The organism is Sphingobium chungbukense (assembly GCF_001005725.1).
GTDB classification, from domain to species: Bacteria; Pseudomonadota; Alphaproteobacteria; order Sphingomonadales; family Sphingomonadaceae; genus Sphingobium; species Sphingobium chungbukense.
Genome location: NZ_LBIC01000010.1, coordinates 118,655 through 136,365, shown reverse-complemented (window position 1 = coordinate 136,365; position 17,711 = coordinate 118,655). Strand labels below are relative to the sequence as shown.

Here is a 17,711-nt window from a genome sequence, read left to right as displayed (position 1 = left end):
CGACCAATTCGGTTTGTGCTGTAGTGCAGCAGAATAAATTTCGACGGCAGCCACGCTGCCTAGGTGGCGGACCTTGGAGCTTGGCAGTTACCCCCCGATCCGCCAGCCTCCGGCCGCCTCGCGTCTGACATGGGCACCAGTGATCGCCTCGACCGCCTTGAGGAAGGCGGTGGTGTCATGCGCCTCGAAGCCACCAGACAGCGGAATGCGACGCAAGGTCGGATCGGCGAGCACGATCGGCTCGCGCGAATAGCGATTGAACTGGGCGATCGCCTGCTCGAGACTGTCACCGTCCAGCTCGATCCGGCCGCGCATCCAGTCCGGCGAGGGGCGCGTACCCAGATCGCGTTCCTCGACCCTTCCCTCGGCGTTGATCAGGAGCGTTTTTCCGGCGTTGAGCGATTGCTCGAGATTGCCCTGCGCAGCGCGCACGCCGACCCGACCGCGATAGACGCTGACGCGCTGGCCATCGACCATCTGGGTGACGCTGTACCTTGTGCCGAGCGCCCGGACCGCGACGCCCTTCGAGCTGACGGTGAAGTTGCGCCACCATTCATGCTGGACATCGACAAAGGCGGAGCCGTGCTGAAGCTCGATGCTCCGACCAAAGAGGCTGTAGTGAACCTGGACGACGCTTCGGGCGTCGAGATAGAGCGAGGAGCCGTCATCGAGGCGGACGAACTCGATGCGCCCATTGCTCGCCGCATAGCGGTAGTCGTGCTTTTGGCTCTGAACCCCGATCGCGCCGCCGACGGTGATGCAGAGCGCCAATCCCAGCGCCAGCGATCGCGCTGGCAGCTTGCGTTCCTGGCCGAGAAGAACACGTCGCGTCTTAGCATCCGCGCGGCTGAGTGTCGGCGACGACCATGCACCATCGACCGCGTCATAGGCCACGGCATTGCGTTCATCAGCAGCCAGCCAGGCGAGAAACTCCGTCTCGCATCCCTGATCCTCGCGGAGACGCAACAGCCAGTCGGCCGCCTGCTCAAGCCGGTGGGTCTCGACGGGCGCGGCGCTAGAGGTTGGCATCGGTTTCGCGCTGATCTTCTGCAAGCCGTACGATCGCTTTTGTCAGATGGTACCGGACGGTGGCGATCGTTACATCGAGTTGTTCGGCGATCACGGCATAGGACAGTTCATCTATCCGATGAAGGATGAAGACGCTCCGCGTGAGTGGTGGCAGGGTCGCGAGGATCGCTGCGATGTGTCGCAGTTCGTCCCGCGCCTCTGCTTCCTGCGCGTGATTACGCCAGTCTGGGATCGGGTCCGCGCCGACGCTGTCGAGCGATGCGAAAGCAAAAGGACGCCATCGCCGGTTACGCGCCAGGTTGAAGGCTGCGGTGTAGAGAAGCGCTTTCGCGTTCGTGACGACTCTGCCCTTGCAGTAGCGAAGGAGTCGAAGGAAACCTTCCTGGGCGAGATCCTCGGCCTCGCCCTGCGCGTAGCGATGGCGCAGGGCGCGAACCAGCCGGCGGCTCTCCGACCGGTAGAGATCTTCTATGGCGTCGTGCGTCAGCTCCTTCATGGCGCCGAAAGCTCCCGTCGCGGGCAGCCAGCAGAATCGGGCCCCAACGATGCGGCGGTTTCGACGCTCAAGGTTACGCGCTGGTTACATGGATAATTCGGAGTGATCCAGCCAGTGAACCAAGAGCGGCGTGATCTAGAGGGGCGGTGGAGGCGTGGCGGTTATCGAAGAGGAACTCATCTGCGCCAGCAAACGTCCGAGATCCTCACGCTTGGTCATCAGGTCCGCCAGCGTATAACGATCCAGCACGCCGAGAAATGCGGATAGCGCCTCTTTCAGGACACCGGTCAGTCCACAGGCCGGCGCGATCACGCAGCTCCCGCAATCGACCAGGTCGAAGCCGTCCTCGGTGTGGCGGACCAGCGCGCCGATATTGATCTCTTCAGGAGCCTTACCGAGTCGGATGCCCCCAAAGCGTCCGCGCACGGTCTCGACATAGCCCGAGCGCGCCAACTCATTGACGACCTTCATCAGGTGATTCTGCGAGATGTCATAAGCCCGAGCGACCTCCGCGATCGAACACAGGCGTTCGGGGCGCGCCGCCAGATGGAGCAGCACGCGCATCGAATAATCCGTGAACAGCGTCAGCTTCATGCGTGCTCCAGCCAGGCCGGAAATCGGCTCGCGTTTAATTAGGTATTCTCATTGCATGTTTCAGAGCCAAGGGATAGATGCATCCCAGATACATGATTGGAGCGTGAGTCGTGGACGGCGTCTCAGGGATCGACGAAGCAGGGCTGGAAAGGCTGATCGAGGCCTTCTACGAGCGTGTTCGCGCCGACGCCGCGCTTGGCCCGATCTTCAATGATGCGATCGGCGATTGGCCCGAACATCTCAACAAGCTCGCTGCTTTCTGGTCGTCGGTGATGCTGACCAGCGGCCGTTACAAGGGGCAGCCCCTACCCGCCCACAGGAAGCACCAGCATCGTCTAACACCCGCGCTGTTCGAACGCTGGCTGGCGATATGGGCCGAGACCACTGACGAATTGATGGCCCCGGACGCCGCGGTCGCGCTGCAGGCCAAGGCCGCGCGCATCGCAGAGAGCCTCCAGCTCGCCTTGTTTTTCCGGCTGGATTCCCGGCCGATTTCCCGGCCCGCCCCAGCGACGGACCATCTCCACAGGAGTGTCCTGCCATGACCGACATCCCGCTCGTCGATCTCACCGTGCATCACAAACCGCGAGATTTCCGCGATCATATCGCGCTGGGCTTCACCAAGGTGTTGCGCTGGTGCGCCGACACTTTCTTTGCCAAACGCTATGGCCATCGCGCCATCGTGCTGGAGACGGTCGCCGCGGTGCCCGGCATGGTTGGCGCCACGATCAACCATCTCAAGTGCCTGCGCCGCATGTGCGACGACAAGGGCTGGATCCGCACCCTCATGGAGGAAGCGGAGAATGAGCGTATGCACCTCATGACCTTTATCGAGATCGCCAAGCCCACCCTGTTCGAGCGGCTGGTCGTCCTCGGCGTCCAGTGGGTGTTCTACCTCGCCTTCTTCGCGCTCTATCTGGTCAGCCCTCGGACGGCCCACCGCATCGTCGGCTATTTCGAGGAAGAGGCGGTGATCAGCTACACGCATTATCTCAAGGAAATCGACGAGGGGCGGAGCCCGAACGTGCCGGCGCCGGCAATCGCGCGGCATTATTGGAAGCTGCCTGCCGACGCCACCCTGCGCGACGTGGTGCTGGTGGTGCGCGCCGACGAAGCGCATCACCGCGACGTGAACCACGGTTTCGCGAGCGAACTGGCCGGCGTCGAGAGTGTCACCGCCCTCGCCCCCTACCCCGCGCACGCGGACGATATCCGGCAGGCGGCCTGACATGGCCACCCAGCCCTATCGATCCACCCCGATCTTCGATGAGGACACGCTGCCGGCCGCTCTGCGCGGCCAGCACAACACCAAGGCAGGTGTATGGGGCATGGTTCGGGTGATCGAGGGGCATGTGCGGCTGACCTATCTCAATCCGCCGTCCGAGATCGAGCTGACGCCTGAGGCACCTGGCCTGCTGCTGCCCGAACAGCCGCATTTCGTGACGCCGCTCGGGCCGATGAAGATGCGGGTCGATTTCTACGATCAGCCGCCCGCGGGCTGACCTCTTCCATTCAAACCTCGTAACAGGAGATGTTGATGTCGCAGACCATCAACGAGCGCACGATCGCGCTCGTGAAAGCCACCGTTCCCGCGCTCGAAGCCAGCGGCCTCGAGATTGTCCGCGAGATGTATTCGCGCATGTTCCAGAATCCGGAGATTCGCGACCTGTTCAACCAGTCGCATCAGGACGCCGCCGGTGCCCAGCCCCGGGCGCTGACGGCGGCGATCCTCGCTTATGCCAGCAATATCGACAATCTCGCCGCGCTCGCACCTGCCGTCGAACGGATCGCGCAGAAGCATGTCGGGCTTCAGATCCTGCCCGAACATTATCCCCATGTTGGCGAAGCGTTGCTCAGCGCGATCAAGGCGGTGCTGGGCGATGCCGCGACGGACGAGATCCTCGGCGCCTGGGGTGAGGCCTATTGGTTCCTCGCCAAGGTGCTGATGGCACGCGAAGCCCGCGTCTATGACGAACAGAAGGCGGCCGAGGGGGGCTGGAACGGCTGGCGCGACTTCCGCGTCGAGGACGTGATCAGAGAGAGCAGCGTGATCAGTTCGTTCATCCTGCGCCCGGTCGACGGCGGCGCGGTCATTCGTCACAAGCCGGGGCAGTATCTGACCTTCTGGTTCGATATTCCGGGGCACGCGCCCGCCAAGCGCAACTATTCCATCTCGAATGCGGCGAACGGCGAAACCTATCGCATCTCCGTCAAGCGCGAACCACACGGCCTCGCCTCTGGCTGGCTGCACGACCATGCGAAGCCCGGCACGATCCTGAAGGTCTCGCCCCCGGCGGGCGAGTTCTTCCTCGCCGAACTTCCCCAGCGGCCGGTCGTGCTGCTGTCGGGAGGCGTCGGCCTTACGCCGATGGTCGCGATGCTAGAGACGGTTGCCGAGCGGCACCCCGGGGTCGCCGCCCATTATATCCATGGCACCCACGATCGCGACACCCATGCAATGCGCGATCATGTGCGCGGGCTTGCCAAGCATAGGCCTTCGATCAAGGTGACCGACTTCCATCAGACGCCGCTGGCGGACGAACAGGCCGGCAGGGACTATGACCTGGCAGGGCTCATCACTGACGATTGGCTGATTGCCAACACGCCGGTCACGGAGGCCGATTATTATATCTGCGGACCGCGACCGTTCCTCCGGGCAGCGGTGTCGGCATTGTCTCTTGCCGGCGTGCCTTCCGATCGCATCCACTATGAGTTCTTCGGGCCGGCCGACGAACTGCTCGCGGCCTGATCGCAGAGGCGAGGATGGACGACATCGTCATTGCCCGCGCGCTGCACGTCGTGGCGATCCTCATGTGGATCGGCGGAGTCGCGTTCGTGACCTGCGTGGTGATGCCGTCCATCCGGGAGCATCACGAGCCCAAGGACAGGCTCGCTGCATTTCATCGCATCGAGGACCGCTTCGCCGGACAGGCGCGCTTCTGGGTACTCCTCGCTGGCGCCAGCGGTTTCTGGATGGTTTATCGCGCCGGACTGTGGGATCGGTTTATCGATCCCCATTTCTGGTGGATGCATGCCATGGTCGGTATCTGGGCGGTATTCGCCGCGATGCTGTTCATCATCGAGCCCTTGTTCCTGCATCGACGCATGGCGACCTCGGACAAACCGGCGGATTTTGCGCGGATGGAGGGAATGCACCGCGTCCTTCTGATGCTGTCGCTCATCACAGTGCTTGGCGCCGTCGCAGGGAGTCATGGGCTATTCTGACCGCCCCCTAGTTCGGCAACGTGTTGACTAGATAGAAACGCGACCGGTCGTGAGCAGTGACGCGAACGCAATCAAAATCGTTCGCGTCCCCGCCGCGGTGCGATACAGGGCGGCGCAGGAAAGAGGTGAGCACATGGATGTCATGCATCTGGCGCGATGGGAGGCGTCGAGGGTCTATGCGGTCGGGGACATTCATGGCCGTCTTGATTTGCTTGATGCAATCGAGGGCATGATCGCCGCCGATATCGCTGCTTCATGTACCGACGAGCCCCTCATTTGTTATCTTGGGGACTATATTGATCGCGGGCCTCACTCAGCCCAGGTCATCGACAGGCTTTGCATCCTTTCGCGCGATGGCGCGAAGCGCGTCTTTCTCAAGGGCAACCATGAAGATCGCATGCTGGATTTCCTCGATGCACCAGCGACGAATGGTCCGTCTTGGCTGAAGTTTGGCGGTCGGGAGGCTTTGGAGAGCTATGGCATTGCTGTGTCCGTGGAGCCTGGCGACAGTGACTGGACCAACCTGCGTGACCGCCTCGACGGCGTGCTGCCGGATACCCATCGTGATTTTCTCACTTCCCTCGATCTTGGCATCCACTGGCAAGGCTATTTCCTGGTCCACGCGGGATTGAACCCCGAGAGGGCTGTCTCCGACCAGATGGAGCGAGATCTCATGTGGATCCGGGAGCCTTTTCTGAGCAGCGAAGAAGACTGGGGCTTCAAGGTGGTGCATGGACACGTCATCACCGAGGAGCCCGTATTTCGAACGAACCGCATCGGTATCGATACCGGCGCTTATCAGTCTGGTCGCCTGACCTGCCTTGTTCTTGAGGGAGGGGCACAGCGGGTCATCCAGACCGGTTGAGCCATTGCGCTCCACGAGCGCAGGGCTTTGGTCATTAGGCTGCTTCCGATAGGGAAGACTCGTGGCGCGAGAGCGCATCAAGCTGAACCCGCAACCCGGAGACGAGGTGATCCACCAGGCCACGGACGCGCGCCGAGGTGCGATCCCCTTCTCGGTGAAGGACGTGGACCGGGAGGGCCGGAGGCTCGAACTCCGTCAGCACGGCTCTCAGGGCGCCGGCGCGGAGCTGGTGCGCAACCTGATCGGAACAGGCCTGCGTCAAGCCGAAGCCAGCCTCGGCCGCGGCAATCCCGCTCTCGTGCGAATTCACGAAGAGCCGGGGATGTACGCGCCTGGTGAAGGCTTCACCCTCTCGCCCGAACTGCCAGTTCAGCCCGGCGCCAAGCGCCGTGATTCCGATCGTCTCATGATCGTCGAGGTCCTCAGGACGCTGGGGAATACCCCGCGTCTCCAGATAGGACGGCGCTCCGCAGACAATGCGACGCATCGTGCCGATACGGATGGCGCGGAGGCTCGAGTCCGCCAGCTGACCGATACGAACAGCTATATCCTGGTTCTCCTCGGCGAGCTGGACGACGCGATCGACATAGAGCGTCGCGATCTCCATCCCCGGATGTCGGCGCAGGAATTCGACCAGCAGGTCCGACACGAAAAGCCGGCCGAACAGGATCGATGCCGTGACATTGACGCGTCCCTGCAATTCACCGTGGATGCCTCGTGCCGCGTCACCCGCATCATCAACCGCCGCCAGGATCCGGCGAGAATCTTCGACATAACGGGTTCCTGCCTCCGTAAGACGGACGCTGCGGGTCGTGCGCGAGATAAGCTTGACGTTCAGCCGCGCCTCCAGTTCAGAGACGATCCTGGTGATCGCTGGGGCTGATAGGCCGAGCTGTCGACCAGCCGCCGAGAAACTCCCGTGTTCCGCGATGGCGACAATGACCTGCATGGCGCGCAGCGTGTCCATTATTCAGAATTCCGGAAGAATCATTTCATCAGACCATATATTCTCGATTTCACTGAAATACATCAAATTCCAATGCGAACCCGAGGACATCGGCGGGAATAGCGGGATAGGACAGGCTGCGAGCAGATGATCGCATGCTGTCCCTTCGCGACTAACTGCCCTCGCCAGATCGGCTGAAGGTTTCGCGAGATCACCTGATCCCGCACGCCCCGTTCGCAAGGAAAGGCCCATCTATGACAGATTCTCGTACCGTCCGCGCGGCAGCCGTTCAGATCGCCCCCGATCTCGACACGGCGACCGGCACGCTCGACCGCGTGCTCGCAGCGATCACGGACGCCGCCTCGAAGGGAGCCGAGATCATCGTGTTCCCGGAGACCTTCCTGCCCTGGTACCCGTATTTCTCGATCGTCCACGGCCCGGCCCTGATCGCCAATGAGCATATGCGCCTCTACAAGAACGCGGTCGTGGCACCAGGCCCCGTGACCGAGGCCCTCTCAGCGGCGGCGCGGCGTCACCACATCGTTATCTCGATCGGTATCAACGAGCGCGATCATGGGACGATCTACAACAGCCTGCTGATCTTCGACGCGGATGGGACCCTGCAGCTCAAGCATCGCAAACTCTCGCCAGCCTATCACGAGCGCATGATCTGGGGTGTGGGAGACGGATCGACGTTGAAGGTGGTCGACACCGCGGTCGGCCGGGTCGGCGGTCTGATCTGCTGGGAGCATTACAATCCGCTCGCACGCTATGCGCTGATGGCCCAGCACGAGGACATCCATGTGTCGATGTTCCCAGGCGCGCTGTTCGGCCCGACCTTCGCCGACCAGACCGAGGTGCAGATCCGCAACCACGCACTGGAGAGCGGATGCTTCGTCGTCAATGCGACAGGGTGGCTGACCGAAGAGCAGATCGTGAAGATTTCGGGCGAACATGGCGCTGCGGACATGATCCGCGGTGGCAGCATCACCGCGATCATCGATCCCGAGGGCCGGCATGTCGTACCGCCGCTGACGTCCGGCGAGGGCATTCTGATCGCCGACCTCGACCTCGACCTCAATCTCAATCGCAAGCGCGTGATGGACTCGGTAGGCCATTTCTCGCGTCCCGAGTTGCTGCGCCTGCTGATGACCAATCCCGCGACCTCGGCGGCCGTATCCGCGCAGGATCTTACGCCTGAGCAGATCACCAAGGCGCTCAAGCTGGGCGCCGCAGACGCAACCAGTGCCACTCCCGCCCAGGCCGACGCCTGATCATGCGGGTTCGCGCGCACCATGCCGTCCCCCCAGGCGTGGTGCGCGCGCCTCGTGATAGCGCAACAGGCATGGCCGTGGAGGCGAGCTGACCATGCGCAACAGTTTTACGCATGACGGACGCATGCTCTCCTACACGATCGAGGGTAGTGGTCCGGTACTGCTGTTCCTACATGGACTTGGCGGCAATGCCGAGAATTGGGTGCTCCAACGGGCGGCCTTCGCGCGGACTCATCAGGTCGTTGCGCTGGACCTGCCAGGTCATGGTCGTTCACAAGGCCGTGACGTGCCTTTCACGCGATATTGGGAATCGATCGAAGGCATTTGCGATCATCTCGGCGTGACGCAATTATCGCTATGCGGTCTCTCAAAAGGCGCGAGAGCGGGCCTCATGTTCGCCGCCCGCCAGCCGGAGCGCGTTGAGCGTATCGCCGTCGTCAATGCGTTTGTCCATCTGACGCCAGCCGACCGGCAGGCCAGGCTCGCGCTGTACGATGTGCTCATAGGGCCAGCCGGAGAACAAGCCTGGGCGAAACGGCTCCTCTCCGCGATGAGTGTGAGCGGACATCCCACGATCGTCCGGGGATTCCTGAAATCGCTCGACAGCATCGATCCGCACCATATCCGCGCGCGGTTCCAGGAGCTGATCGACTACGATCAGCGCCCGGAACTGGCTGGGATCCGTTGTCCGGTATTGCTCGTGCGCGGCGAGAAGGACGACTTCGTGCCTCCCTATTGCGTGGACGAGATGCATCGGCTTCTCACCAATTCCTCGATAGCACGACTGCCGGATTGCGGCCATCTCCCCTATCTTGAGGATCCAGCCGCATTCAACGCACTGCTCAGACACTTTCTTTCCGGGGAGCGCCGCGACACCGGCGCATAGCAAACATACCAACCGAGGAGACCATCCCATGGACATCAGGCGCCTGAAGCCGGGGCGACGCATGAGCCAAGCCGTCATCCATAACGGTGTCGTCTATCTGGCAGGACAGATAGGCGCTCCTGGAGAGGATGTGGCCACCCAGACACAGGCAGTCCTTGCGCAGATCGATGAACTGCTCGCCGAGGCAGGGACGGATCGCTCGCGGCTTCTGCAGGCAACGATCTGGCTCGCCGATATCGCGGATTATGACACGATGAACCGGATCTGGGAGGCGTGGATCGGCGAGGCTCCCACCCCAGCACGCGCGACAGCGCAAGCGTGTCTTGCGCGCGCTGACTGGAAGATCGAGGTCATCGTCACAGCAGCTCTTCGTTGAGCAACCTTCAGCACAGCACGGGCGCAGTCGTCGACGCCACTTCGAGAGCGGCGCCGACGACGTTTGGGGACCGCATGTTCAGGTCGCTTCCTCCGTTCCACGCCTGGTCTTCCGCAATCATCGCCGCACTGATTGGCTTCGGTGCCAGCATCGCGCTGGTCGTACAGGCGATGCGGACGTTAGGAGCATCGGTCGAGCAGACCGGCTCCGCGGTCACTGCGATTTGTCTAGGAATTGCGATCGTCGGCGCGGCGCTTTCCATCCGGCTGCGGATGCCGATCGTGCTGGCGTGGTCGACACCAGGCGCCGCGTTACTCGCGGCAACATCGTCCGGTCAGCACTGGTCGGTCGCGATCGGCGCCTTCCTGGTCAGCGGCTTGCTGATGGTCTGTCTCGGGACGGTGCCCGCACTTGGCAGGATGGCGGAACGCATTCCGGCATCGGTTGCATCCGCCATGCTGGCCGGTGTGCTGCTCCCCTTCTGCCTGCGGCTGTTCAAGATTGGCGGAACCGACCCTCTGCTGGTGACGGTCATCGTCGTCGTCTATCTTGCCGCGCGCCAGCGGATTCCTCTCTATGCGCTGCTGCTCGTCCTGATAGCGGGCGCCCTTCTCCCTGCGGTCCGAGGCGACATCGCGCCTTTGCCCGCCGGAGCCACTTTCGGAACATTGTCGCCTACCATCCCCCATTTCGATATTCGGGCGACCATCGGCATCGCCATTCCATTGTTCCTGGTTACGCTCGTATCGCAGAACCTTCCAGGGCTGGTGGTATTGCGAACAGCTGGCTTCCGACCGAAACTAGGGCTCCTGCTGGTCGCGACCGGACTCGCCTCGCTTGTGGGCGCTCCATTCGGCGCCTATTCCATCAACCTCGCAGCGATCACGGCGGCGATCTGTACGAGCGAGGAAGCACATCCCGATCGTTCGCGCCGATGGACGGTCGGCGTTCTATATGGCGGTTGCTATCTCGTCCTGGCTTTGTTCGCCCCGCTGCTCGTCCGTTTCTTCCTCGCACTTCCGCACGACGTCATCGCGGCTCTGACCGGGGTCGCTCTGATTCCTGCCTTGGTCGGCGCACTTGAAACCGCACTAGCGGCGAAGGATGAACGTGATGCCGCTGTCGTCACCTTCCTCGCCACCGGGTCGGGCCTAGCGCTGTTCGGGCTTGGATCCGCTTTTTGGGGATTGGTGTGCGGTTTCGCGGCCTTGGCCGCCAAGGCTATATTGCGGCGCGATGCCAAAGCGTGACCCAGCCTGCGGCGGCAAAGCCGCCGCAGGCGTCCAGATCGAGCTTTAAACTTTCGTGTCGCGGAACAGGCCGACGAGGAGTTCCACGAGCCGATTGAGATTCTCCTGGCTCGTACGCCAACTCGAGAAACTGAGCCTGAACGCCGGACGTCCCTCCCAGCGGGTCATGCCGAACCAGGCAACGCCGGACTCCTGAGCGGCGCGGCAGATATGCTGGGTGCAGTCGTCATCGCCCGCGCGCACCAGCACCTGGTTCAGGACCACCTCGTTCAGTATCTCATAGCCTTCGGCGCGGAGCCTCTGCGCGACATGCTGGGCTTGGGAGATGTTGCGATCGACAAGTTCACGAAGGCCATCGCGGCCGAGCGTCCGCAATGCCGCCCAAATCGGGATGCCGCGGGCACGCCGCGAGAATTCAAGGGTCAGATTCTGCTGTGCGGAAGCAGACGCCGGCGCGTAGACCGCCTCGGAGGACATGGCCGTCGCCATGTCGCTGGCCTCGCGGCAGATGGCGAAAGCGCCATCATAGGGCGTGTTCAACCACTTGTGGCCATCCGCCGTCCAGCTGTCCGCTTCCTCCACGCCGTCGCACAGCGCTCGCGAGGACGACGCCCGCGCCCATAGCCCGAACGCTCCATCCACATGCACCCACGCCCCCCGAGCCTGCGCCATCGGGATGAGTTTGGCGAAATGATCGAAGCTGCCGGTGTTCACCTCGCCTGCCTGGAGGCAGAGGATGGTCAGATCATCTGCATCAGGCACCTGCTCGACGATCGCTCGCCCCGCATCGTCGACCGGCAGCCGGATGAGATTGTCGAGGCCGAAACCCAGGATTCGAAGCGCCTTGATGACAGCCACATGTGCAGTCTCCGGCAGCATTACTTTCACGTCAGGTGCGCCCTTGGCGCCGTGGCGATCCCAGTTCCAGCCGGCCCGCGCGAGCACCGATCGGCGTGCAGCCGCGAGACAGGCGATGGTGCACGCAGTGGCGCTTGTGCCGAAACCGACACCGGCGGTTCGAGGAAGATCGAGTGCTTCCAATATCCAGCGCGCCGCCTGGGTCTCGATCGCATCGGAAACCGGAGAGCTGTCGAACGTTGACGCGCGCTGATCCCAGGCGAGCACCATCCGCTCGGCAGCGGCAGCAGCCGGGAGCACGCCGCCTATCACATAACCGAAATAGTTCGGGCCTGTGCTCGCCGATGTCGCGGGTGAGCCGACCTCGTCGAGAAGCCTCAGCGTGTCCTCCGCCGTCATCCCGCTCTGTGGGAAATCCTCCTTGAAAGCGGAAAGCACGCCCAACGCCTCCCGTGCCGGCCAGGCGCGACGGCCGGCGATGGTCGCTGTATAGGCACGCGCCCGTTCGTCGGCATCCCGCAACAGGTGGATTTCGTCGCTATCGGAGGTGGCCGCAGAGCCATTCAACTGATCCAACACATACTCCATTGATTCCAAGTGATTCGGGTCGCCAGAGGCGACCCGATCTGCACGTTCCTTCAGGTCGACGCTAGTGAGAGCAGCGCCTTCGTCAATGTTCCATCGGCCGTCTCAAAGCCATCCAGGACATCGAAGTGATTCTTGCCCGGTATCTCCAGTGGGGCCCCCTTGTTTCCCTTCGCTGCCCACGCCTTGAGGAAGTCGTTGGACTGGATGCCGAAGGCCGTCGTTTCCGCGCCGCCCCAGGCTGCGATCAGCGGTGTGGCGCATTCCCTTACGATCCGGATCGGACTGATGTTCAGGATTTCCTGACCGCTCAGGCGGAGCGCAGGCTGGAGCCAGCTATGGGCGAATGGCGCCATGTCAAAAAGACCCGAGATCGATAGGCCTCCTTTGACGACGTCGGGCGCGAGCCCATAGTCCCCGACCCAATCGGTCAGGAGCAGCATTCCGGTGATATGCCCGCCCGCCGAATGACCGCCCACGAAGATTTGATCCGGGTCGCCGTCGAAACGATCGGCGTTTCGAGCGATCCAGGCAACGGCTGCCCTCGCCTGGCGGACGATCTCGGTGATGGTGACCGTGGGGCACAGGGCGTAGTTGACGTTGGCGACCACGAAACCAGCGGCGGCCGGCCCCATGGCTATGACGTCGAACAGGTCCGCCGGGTTGGAGCGCCACCAGCCACCGTGAAAGAAGAGGAATATTGGTCGCTTGCCAGGTTTCTGGGCCGGGAACAGGTTGAGCGACTCCGCGACAGTCGGGCCGTAGGATAGCCGCATCTGTGGCTTCAGCGCTTCCCGGGAGGCTGCGCTGCCATCGACATAATAGGTCAGATATTTCTCGATGTTTGGCACCACCCTCTCGACGTCGTATTGATCATCGAGTTCGGTTTGTGTCGCATAGCCGCCATAAATGCCCGTCATCTTCATCTCCTCTCCTGGTTCGCGGGAATTTTCTTCCTCTGCGAGATTATTGGTTCAGCTAGAATTTCCTTGTCACTTCCCGTCAGCCATCGATGACCGCCTGCTTCTTGAAGACGTCCTCCATCGCGCTCGCCAGTTGCAGCAATTCTTGCGAACCCTCACCAGAGAAGCTGCTTCCATGCATCACGGCCAGTGTCTTTGGCCCCAGTTCGGCAAGCGCTTCGAGCTGACCTCGGCTGCTCGGATTGAAGTTTGTCGAATGGGCGAAGAGGCTTTGCTCGGCGCGCAGCAGGAACTGGTGCGCCCGATCGGCGAGTCCGCTGTCGATGACAGGCGCCGGGTCACCCGAATCGGTGAACAGATCGGAGACGAACAGCGTTCGATCGCTTTCTTCGAAAAGCATCGCCGAATCCCAGCCGTGCGGCAAATGCGGAGTGGGTATCAGCCGGAAGCGCTTGGTCCCGGTTTCCAGAGTCGCATCCTTGCCGAGAACGGCCGGCGACCGAATGGCGAAATCGTTGAGGCTGGTCGCGGCGCACAGCGGCCCGGTGAAGGCCACCGCATCCGGCGCCGCTTCGAGCCAGTCGTTGAGCGCGCCGCATTCGTCGGACTCGAAATGGCTGAAGCCGATATGGCGGATCTTCTGGACATCGACGACACTGGCCGCTGCCTCGCTAAGCTCGGCGAAGCAGCTGCGCAGGCCGGCATGATAGAGAACAGGCTCATCGTCGCGAATGACGAAATGACTGTAGGAGAGCCTGGTCGTCGGATTGAAGGTAGTGATCCGGAAGACGTCCGGTGCGATCTCGGTAACTGAAGCCATGCCGTCCTCTCCTTGGTGCCTGGGAGCGCCTCTTCATGCTTCGCTGCTCCCGGTGGTCCTTCTCGCCGCAGGTCTCATGGTCGCCGATGTCGCGACAATCCGGGCGAAGATGGGTTCTATTTCGCCGTTCCAACAAGGCCTTGCTTGTCTCAGATTTATTTTCGCAACACAGCATATCGCGCAGATAATCTGCACGATATGCTGTGAATCACAAGTATCCCGGCCCACCTTTCGGAGACTAATGGTAATCCAGATTAGATGAGATCGAGCTTCGCAATTCTGGGAATATAGACAAGGACATTTTCGCGAAACTGTTTCGCAAAATTGCGAGAGATTTTGTCTATCTCTGGTCCATTTCAACCCCGAACTGATGTAGTGTCATTGACACAAGTCAAAATCGCGCCGGGGACCTAGCAGCTGGCACGAGGACCCTCATATCGGGGAGGAGCGCATGTCAGCAATGGCCGCGAGGAGCGAGACTGAGACCGACAAGATGCCCTTCATCATTGGGCTGGGAGGTTCAGCTGCTCCGACATCGTCGACCGAACAGGCGCTGTCCTTGGCGTTGCGCGCTGCCGAGAGACGCGGAGCCAGGACAAAGCTGCATGGCGGGAACGCGATCGCCTCTCTGCCGCACTATCTCACGCCCGGCAGCAAATCGTCTGCGCTCGCCCGCGAATTGGTGGCAGATTTCCGAAGGGCGGATGGGCTGATCATCGCCAGCCCAGGATATCACGGCACGATCTCCGCCATCGTCAAGAACGCGCTCGAATATTTCGAAGACACCTCGAAGGACGACAGGATCTATCTGGACGGTGTTCCGGTCGGACTGATCGCGACAGCCTATGGCTGGCAGGCGACCGGCGGTACGCTCGTGACCCTACGGTCGATCGTTCACGCCCTGCGCGGATTTCCGACGCCGCTGGGAGCAGCGATCAACACGTCCGACCAACCCTTCAAAGACGGCGAATGCCTCGATGTCTCCGCAGCAAGGCAACTGACGCTGGTCGGCGATCAGGTGTTCGAATTCGCGCGGATGAAGCTCGCGATTTGATTTCGTGAAAGGTCGCAAATGCGCGAACGAATTTCGTAATTTCGCAGTTAGATTGTCGTTCAATTAAACGAAGTATGACTTATGTATGCATACAGATAGCCCGCGATATGATCCACTGAATCACCGTCGCGGCAAGATAAAAAAGAAGAACGCTGCATGTATATACACATGCACGAGAGAGGATTTACCGATGCAACGATCGATAGGTCGTCATTCGACATTTGCAAGCTGCATTTCCGGCGCAGCGTTTCATTTCGCGCAGGGAAATCTGAGTCTAGTCATCCATCAACCCTCTTGGTGATGATGTGAGTGCTTTCTCGATGACATCTGAACAATCAAGTCCTCCTGATTCAATCTCTCCGCGCTGGATCAAGCGTCCGGAGGGGTCCAACTGGGGTGATTTCGGCCCCAACGATCAGAGGGGAAGGCTGAACCTCCTGACGCCGGCCAAGGTGCTGGAGGGTATCGCCGAGGTGAAGGTCGGCCAATCCTTCTGCCTCAGCCTGCCGCTGGATCTTCCTGGCGGGAACGTGTTGAACGCGCGTCGTCATCCGCCCGTCTTGCGACCGACGATCCGAAACGGCCGGTTCAACGTTAATTATGCGCTGAGACAGGACTCGCCGCAGCTCACCGACGTCATGAGCGACGACGCGGTTTTGCTCTACACGCAATATTCAACCCAATGGGACGGTTTGGCCCATGTCGGCCAGCTTTTCGATGCCGATGGCGATGGCCTGCCCGAGCCGCTTTACTATAACGGCTATCGCGCCGGGATAGATGTCGAGGCTCCGGTCGGCGAAGCGAGTCCGTACGTGACGGTCCCTGAATCTCATGCTCGTGCACTGGGCATCGAGAAGATGGCGGAAACCGGGGTTCAGGGTCGAGGCGTGATGATCGACCTCCACGCTCATTTCGGCCGGGAGCACCGTCTGGTCGGCTTGGACGATCTGGAAGCCGTGATGGCCAGCGATGGCGTCTCGGTGGAGCCGGGCGACATGGTGTGCCTCCACACGGGCTTCGCCGAGATGCTGATCGAAATGGGTGGCGAGCCCGATCCCCATAAGCTCGAGCATTCCTGCTGCGTTCTCGACGGGCGGGATGATCGCCTGCTCGATTGGATTTCGTCGAGTGGCCTCAGCGTCCTGGTGGCGGACAATTATGCGGTTGAAGCCCACCCTGCGGGAGCGTGTGACGCGCCGGAACATTCCGCGGTACCGCTGCACGAACTCTGTCTGTTCAAGCTTGGCATTCATCTCGGCGAGTTGTGGCATCTGACGCCGCTCGCCAACTGGCTGCGCGAGCACCACCGTTCGCGGTTCCTGCTGACGGCGCCGCCGCTTCGGTTGCCCGGTGCGATCGGTTCACCGACCACTCCTGTTGCGACGGTGTAGACATGACCCATCTGAAGATCGAGCGGATCGACACGACCCGCCTGGACATCGACCTCAAGCAGCCGATCACGATGTCGTTCGGCGTCGTAAGGTCGATCAACGTAATCCTTGTTCGAATGCGCGATCAGGACGGCCTCGAGGGACTCGGCGAAGCGACGGTGCTCGGAGGCCCATTCTGGGGCGGCGAAAGCGCTGAGGCGGTCCAGGCGACGATCGAAGCCTATCTCAAGCCGCTGCTGCTCGGTACCAAGGTGCAAGGCATCGGCGCCCTCAGCCAAAACCTGACCAGGTTCGTCCGAGGCAATGCTGCGGCTCGCAATGCGGTGGAAACGGCCGCGCTCGATTTGATCGGTCGGCGTTCGGGCCGCTCTGCATCGGAGATTCTTGGTGGCGCGGTGCGCAGCACCATCCCGGTTGCCTGGACGCTGTCCACCGGTTCGGCCGAAGGCGATATCGAGGAGGGAGAGCGCGCTTACGCCGAGCAGGGACATCGCAGGTTCAAGCTCAAGATCCGCAGATCCTCGTCTAACGAAGATGTCGCGCGCTCGATCCGGATTATCGAAGCGTTTCGAGGCCGGGCGGCGGTCATTGCCGACGTGAACCAGGGTTGGGACGAGGTTGCTGCCAACCGCTATCTGCCCAGGCTGCAGGAAGCCGGCCTGGAAGGGATCGAGCAACCCTTGCCTGCCGGCGATATCGATGCCGCCGCGCGTCTCAGCCAGCGATACGGGATCGAGATCATCGCCGACGAAGCCTTGACCGGTCCCGACAGCGCGTTTCGCATTGCCGCGAAGCGGGCAGCGACTTCGTTCGGCCTCAAGCCGAACCGCGATGGCGGACCAACGGCTACGCAGGCCATCGCGGCGATTGCCGCGGCATCGGGGCTTGGCATCTATGGCGGGACGATGCTCGAAACCTCACTGGGGACGATCGCCTCCGCGCACCTCTACGCGACGATCGACGAGCTGCGGCTCGGTTCGGAATTGTTCGGGCCGCTCCGGATCGTCGAGGACATCGCGAGCGAACCGTTCAAGCTTGTCGATGGCGAGCTGATCGTACCGAGCGGACCGGGCCTGGGCTTTTCCCTCGACGAAGATCGCGTGGCGTTCCTCGCAAGGAAGGCGAACGAGTGAATCGAA

Annotated in this window: 20 protein-coding genes; 13 read left to right on the top strand and 7 right to left on the bottom strand. The window is 61.9% G+C overall.

Translation table 11 applies throughout. The annotated features are described in order from the left end of the window. Positions 1-87 precede the first annotated feature (87 nt). The 3 genes from YP76_RS20575 to YP76_RS20565 all read right to left on the bottom strand — a co-directional run bounded on the left by YP76_RS20575 (position 88) and on the right by YP76_RS20565 (position 2,119). Positions 88-1,029: a FecR family protein gene (locus tag YP76_RS20575; RefSeq protein WP_046765474.1), complete on the bottom strand. Its 942-nt coding sequence runs from the start codon at positions 1,027-1,029 to the stop codon at positions 88-90. Further along, positions 1,016-1,525, bottom strand: a complete 510-nt coding sequence (locus tag YP76_RS20570) for an RNA polymerase sigma factor (RefSeq protein ID WP_046765473.1) — start codon at positions 1,523-1,525, stop codon at positions 1,016-1,018. Before YP76_RS20570 ends, YP76_RS20575 begins: the two co-directional genes overlap by 14 nt. Positions 1,526-1,660: 135 nt before the next feature. Then, on the bottom strand, positions 1,661-2,119 hold the full coding sequence (locus tag YP76_RS20565; RefSeq protein WP_046765472.1) for an Rrf2 family transcriptional regulator: 459 nt from the start codon (positions 2,117-2,119) through the stop codon (positions 1,661-1,663). 110 nt (positions 2,120-2,229) lie between these two features. Here YP76_RS20565 and YP76_RS20560 point away from each other — a divergent pair, with 110 nt between their 5' ends. Genes YP76_RS20560 through YP76_RS20535 form a run of 6 tightly spaced genes read left to right on the top strand, consistent with a single transcriptional unit; the run spans position 2,230 to position 6,209 of the window. Beyond that, positions 2,230-2,664, top strand: a complete 435-nt coding sequence (locus YP76_RS20560) for a group III truncated hemoglobin (protein ID WP_046765471.1) — start codon at positions 2,230-2,232, stop codon at positions 2,662-2,664. Continuing rightward, positions 2,661-3,347, top strand: coding sequence for an alternative oxidase (locus YP76_RS20555; protein ID WP_046765470.1), 687 nt, complete (start codon positions 2,661-2,663; stop codon positions 3,345-3,347). The genes YP76_RS20560 and YP76_RS20555 overlap by 4 nt, the downstream gene beginning before the upstream one ends. A 1-nt stretch (position 3,348) precedes the next feature. Further along, complete coding sequence (locus YP76_RS20550; RefSeq protein ID WP_046765469.1) at positions 3,349-3,621, top strand: DUF1971 domain-containing protein; 273 nt, start codon at positions 3,349-3,351, stop codon at positions 3,619-3,621. A 35-nt stretch (positions 3,622-3,656) separates the two neighbouring features. Continuing rightward, complete coding sequence (gene hmpA, locus YP76_RS20545; RefSeq protein WP_046765468.1) at positions 3,657-4,868, top strand: NO-inducible flavohemoprotein; 1,212 nt, start codon at positions 3,657-3,659, stop codon at positions 4,866-4,868. A gap of 14 nt (positions 4,869-4,882) precedes the next feature. Next, positions 4,883-5,344, top strand: coding sequence for a hypothetical protein (locus YP76_RS20540; RefSeq protein WP_046765467.1), 462 nt, complete (start codon positions 4,883-4,885; stop codon positions 5,342-5,344). A 49-nt stretch (positions 5,345-5,393) separates the two neighbouring features. Then, positions 5,394-6,209 carry a metallophosphoesterase family protein gene (locus YP76_RS20535; protein ID WP_157035844.1) on the top strand — a complete coding sequence of 272 codons (816 nt, stop codon included), beginning with the start codon at positions 5,394-5,396 and terminating at the stop codon, positions 6,207-6,209. Between the two features lie 34 nt (positions 6,210-6,243). Here the strand turns inward: YP76_RS20535 and YP76_RS20530 are convergent, their stop codons facing one another. Beyond that, positions 6,244-7,176, bottom strand: coding sequence for a LysR family transcriptional regulator (locus tag YP76_RS20530; protein ID WP_046765465.1), 933 nt, complete (start codon positions 7,174-7,176; stop codon positions 6,244-6,246). A gap of 233 nt (positions 7,177-7,409) precedes the next feature. Here YP76_RS20530 and YP76_RS20525 point away from each other — a divergent pair, with 233 nt between their 5' ends. From YP76_RS20525 to YP76_RS20510, 4 genes are all read left to right on the top strand, one after another. Next, positions 7,410-8,429: a nitrilase-related carbon-nitrogen hydrolase gene (locus YP76_RS20525; RefSeq protein WP_046765464.1), complete on the top strand. Its 1,020-nt coding sequence runs from the start codon at positions 7,410-7,412 to the stop codon at positions 8,427-8,429. 124 nt (positions 8,430-8,553) lie between these two features. Continuing rightward, positions 8,554-9,315 (top strand): alpha/beta fold hydrolase, encoded by a 762-nt coding sequence (locus YP76_RS20520; RefSeq protein WP_198147564.1) that lies wholly within the window; start codon positions 8,554-8,556, stop codon positions 9,313-9,315. A gap of 28 nt (positions 9,316-9,343) precedes the next feature. Continuing rightward, positions 9,344-9,691, top strand: a complete 348-nt coding sequence (locus YP76_RS20515; protein WP_046765462.1) for a RidA family protein — start codon at positions 9,344-9,346, stop codon at positions 9,689-9,691. A 74-nt stretch (positions 9,692-9,765) separates the two neighbouring features. Beyond that, complete coding sequence (locus YP76_RS20510) at positions 9,766-10,941, top strand: benzoate/H(+) symporter BenE family transporter (RefSeq protein ID WP_046765559.1); 1,176 nt, start codon at positions 9,766-9,768, stop codon at positions 10,939-10,941. Positions 10,942-10,986: 45 nt separating this feature from the next. Here the strand turns inward: YP76_RS20510 and YP76_RS20505 are convergent, their stop codons facing one another. The 3 genes from YP76_RS20505 to YP76_RS20495 all read right to left on the bottom strand — a co-directional run bounded on the left by YP76_RS20505 (position 10,987) and on the right by YP76_RS20495 (position 14,127). After that, a complete protein-coding gene (locus YP76_RS20505) occupies positions 10,987-12,387 on the bottom strand; it encodes a pyridoxal phosphate-dependent decarboxylase family protein (RefSeq protein WP_046765461.1) in 1,401 nt (466 codons plus the stop codon). 50 nt (positions 12,388-12,437) lie between these two features. Beyond that, positions 12,438-13,304, bottom strand: a complete 867-nt coding sequence (locus YP76_RS20500; protein ID WP_046765558.1) for an alpha/beta hydrolase — start codon at positions 13,302-13,304, stop codon at positions 12,438-12,440. An 82-nt stretch (positions 13,305-13,386) separates the two neighbouring features. Further along, the gene (locus YP76_RS20495; protein WP_046765460.1) at positions 13,387-14,127 is read right to left on the bottom strand and encodes an oxygen-binding di-iron domain-containing protein; all 741 of its coding nucleotides are present in this window, start codon (positions 14,125-14,127) and stop codon (positions 13,387-13,389) included. Positions 14,128-14,578: 451 nt separating this feature from the next. On the opposite strand from YP76_RS20495, the gene YP76_RS20490 reads away from it, so the two are divergent. From YP76_RS20490 to YP76_RS20480, 3 genes are all read left to right on the top strand, one after another. After that, entirely contained in the window at positions 14,579-15,181 is a 603-nt protein-coding gene (locus tag YP76_RS20490; protein ID WP_232307666.1) for an NADPH-dependent FMN reductase, read from the top strand. 452 nt (positions 15,182-15,633) lie between these two features. Further along, positions 15,634-16,572: a cyclase family protein gene (locus YP76_RS20485; protein WP_198147562.1), complete on the top strand. Its 939-nt coding sequence runs from the start codon at positions 15,634-15,636 to the stop codon at positions 16,570-16,572. Between the two features lie 2 nt (positions 16,573-16,574). Continuing rightward, entirely contained in the window at positions 16,575-17,705 is a 1,131-nt protein-coding gene (locus tag YP76_RS20480) for a muconate/chloromuconate family cycloisomerase (protein WP_046765457.1), read from the top strand. The last annotated feature ends 6 nt before the right edge of the window (positions 17,706-17,711 follow it).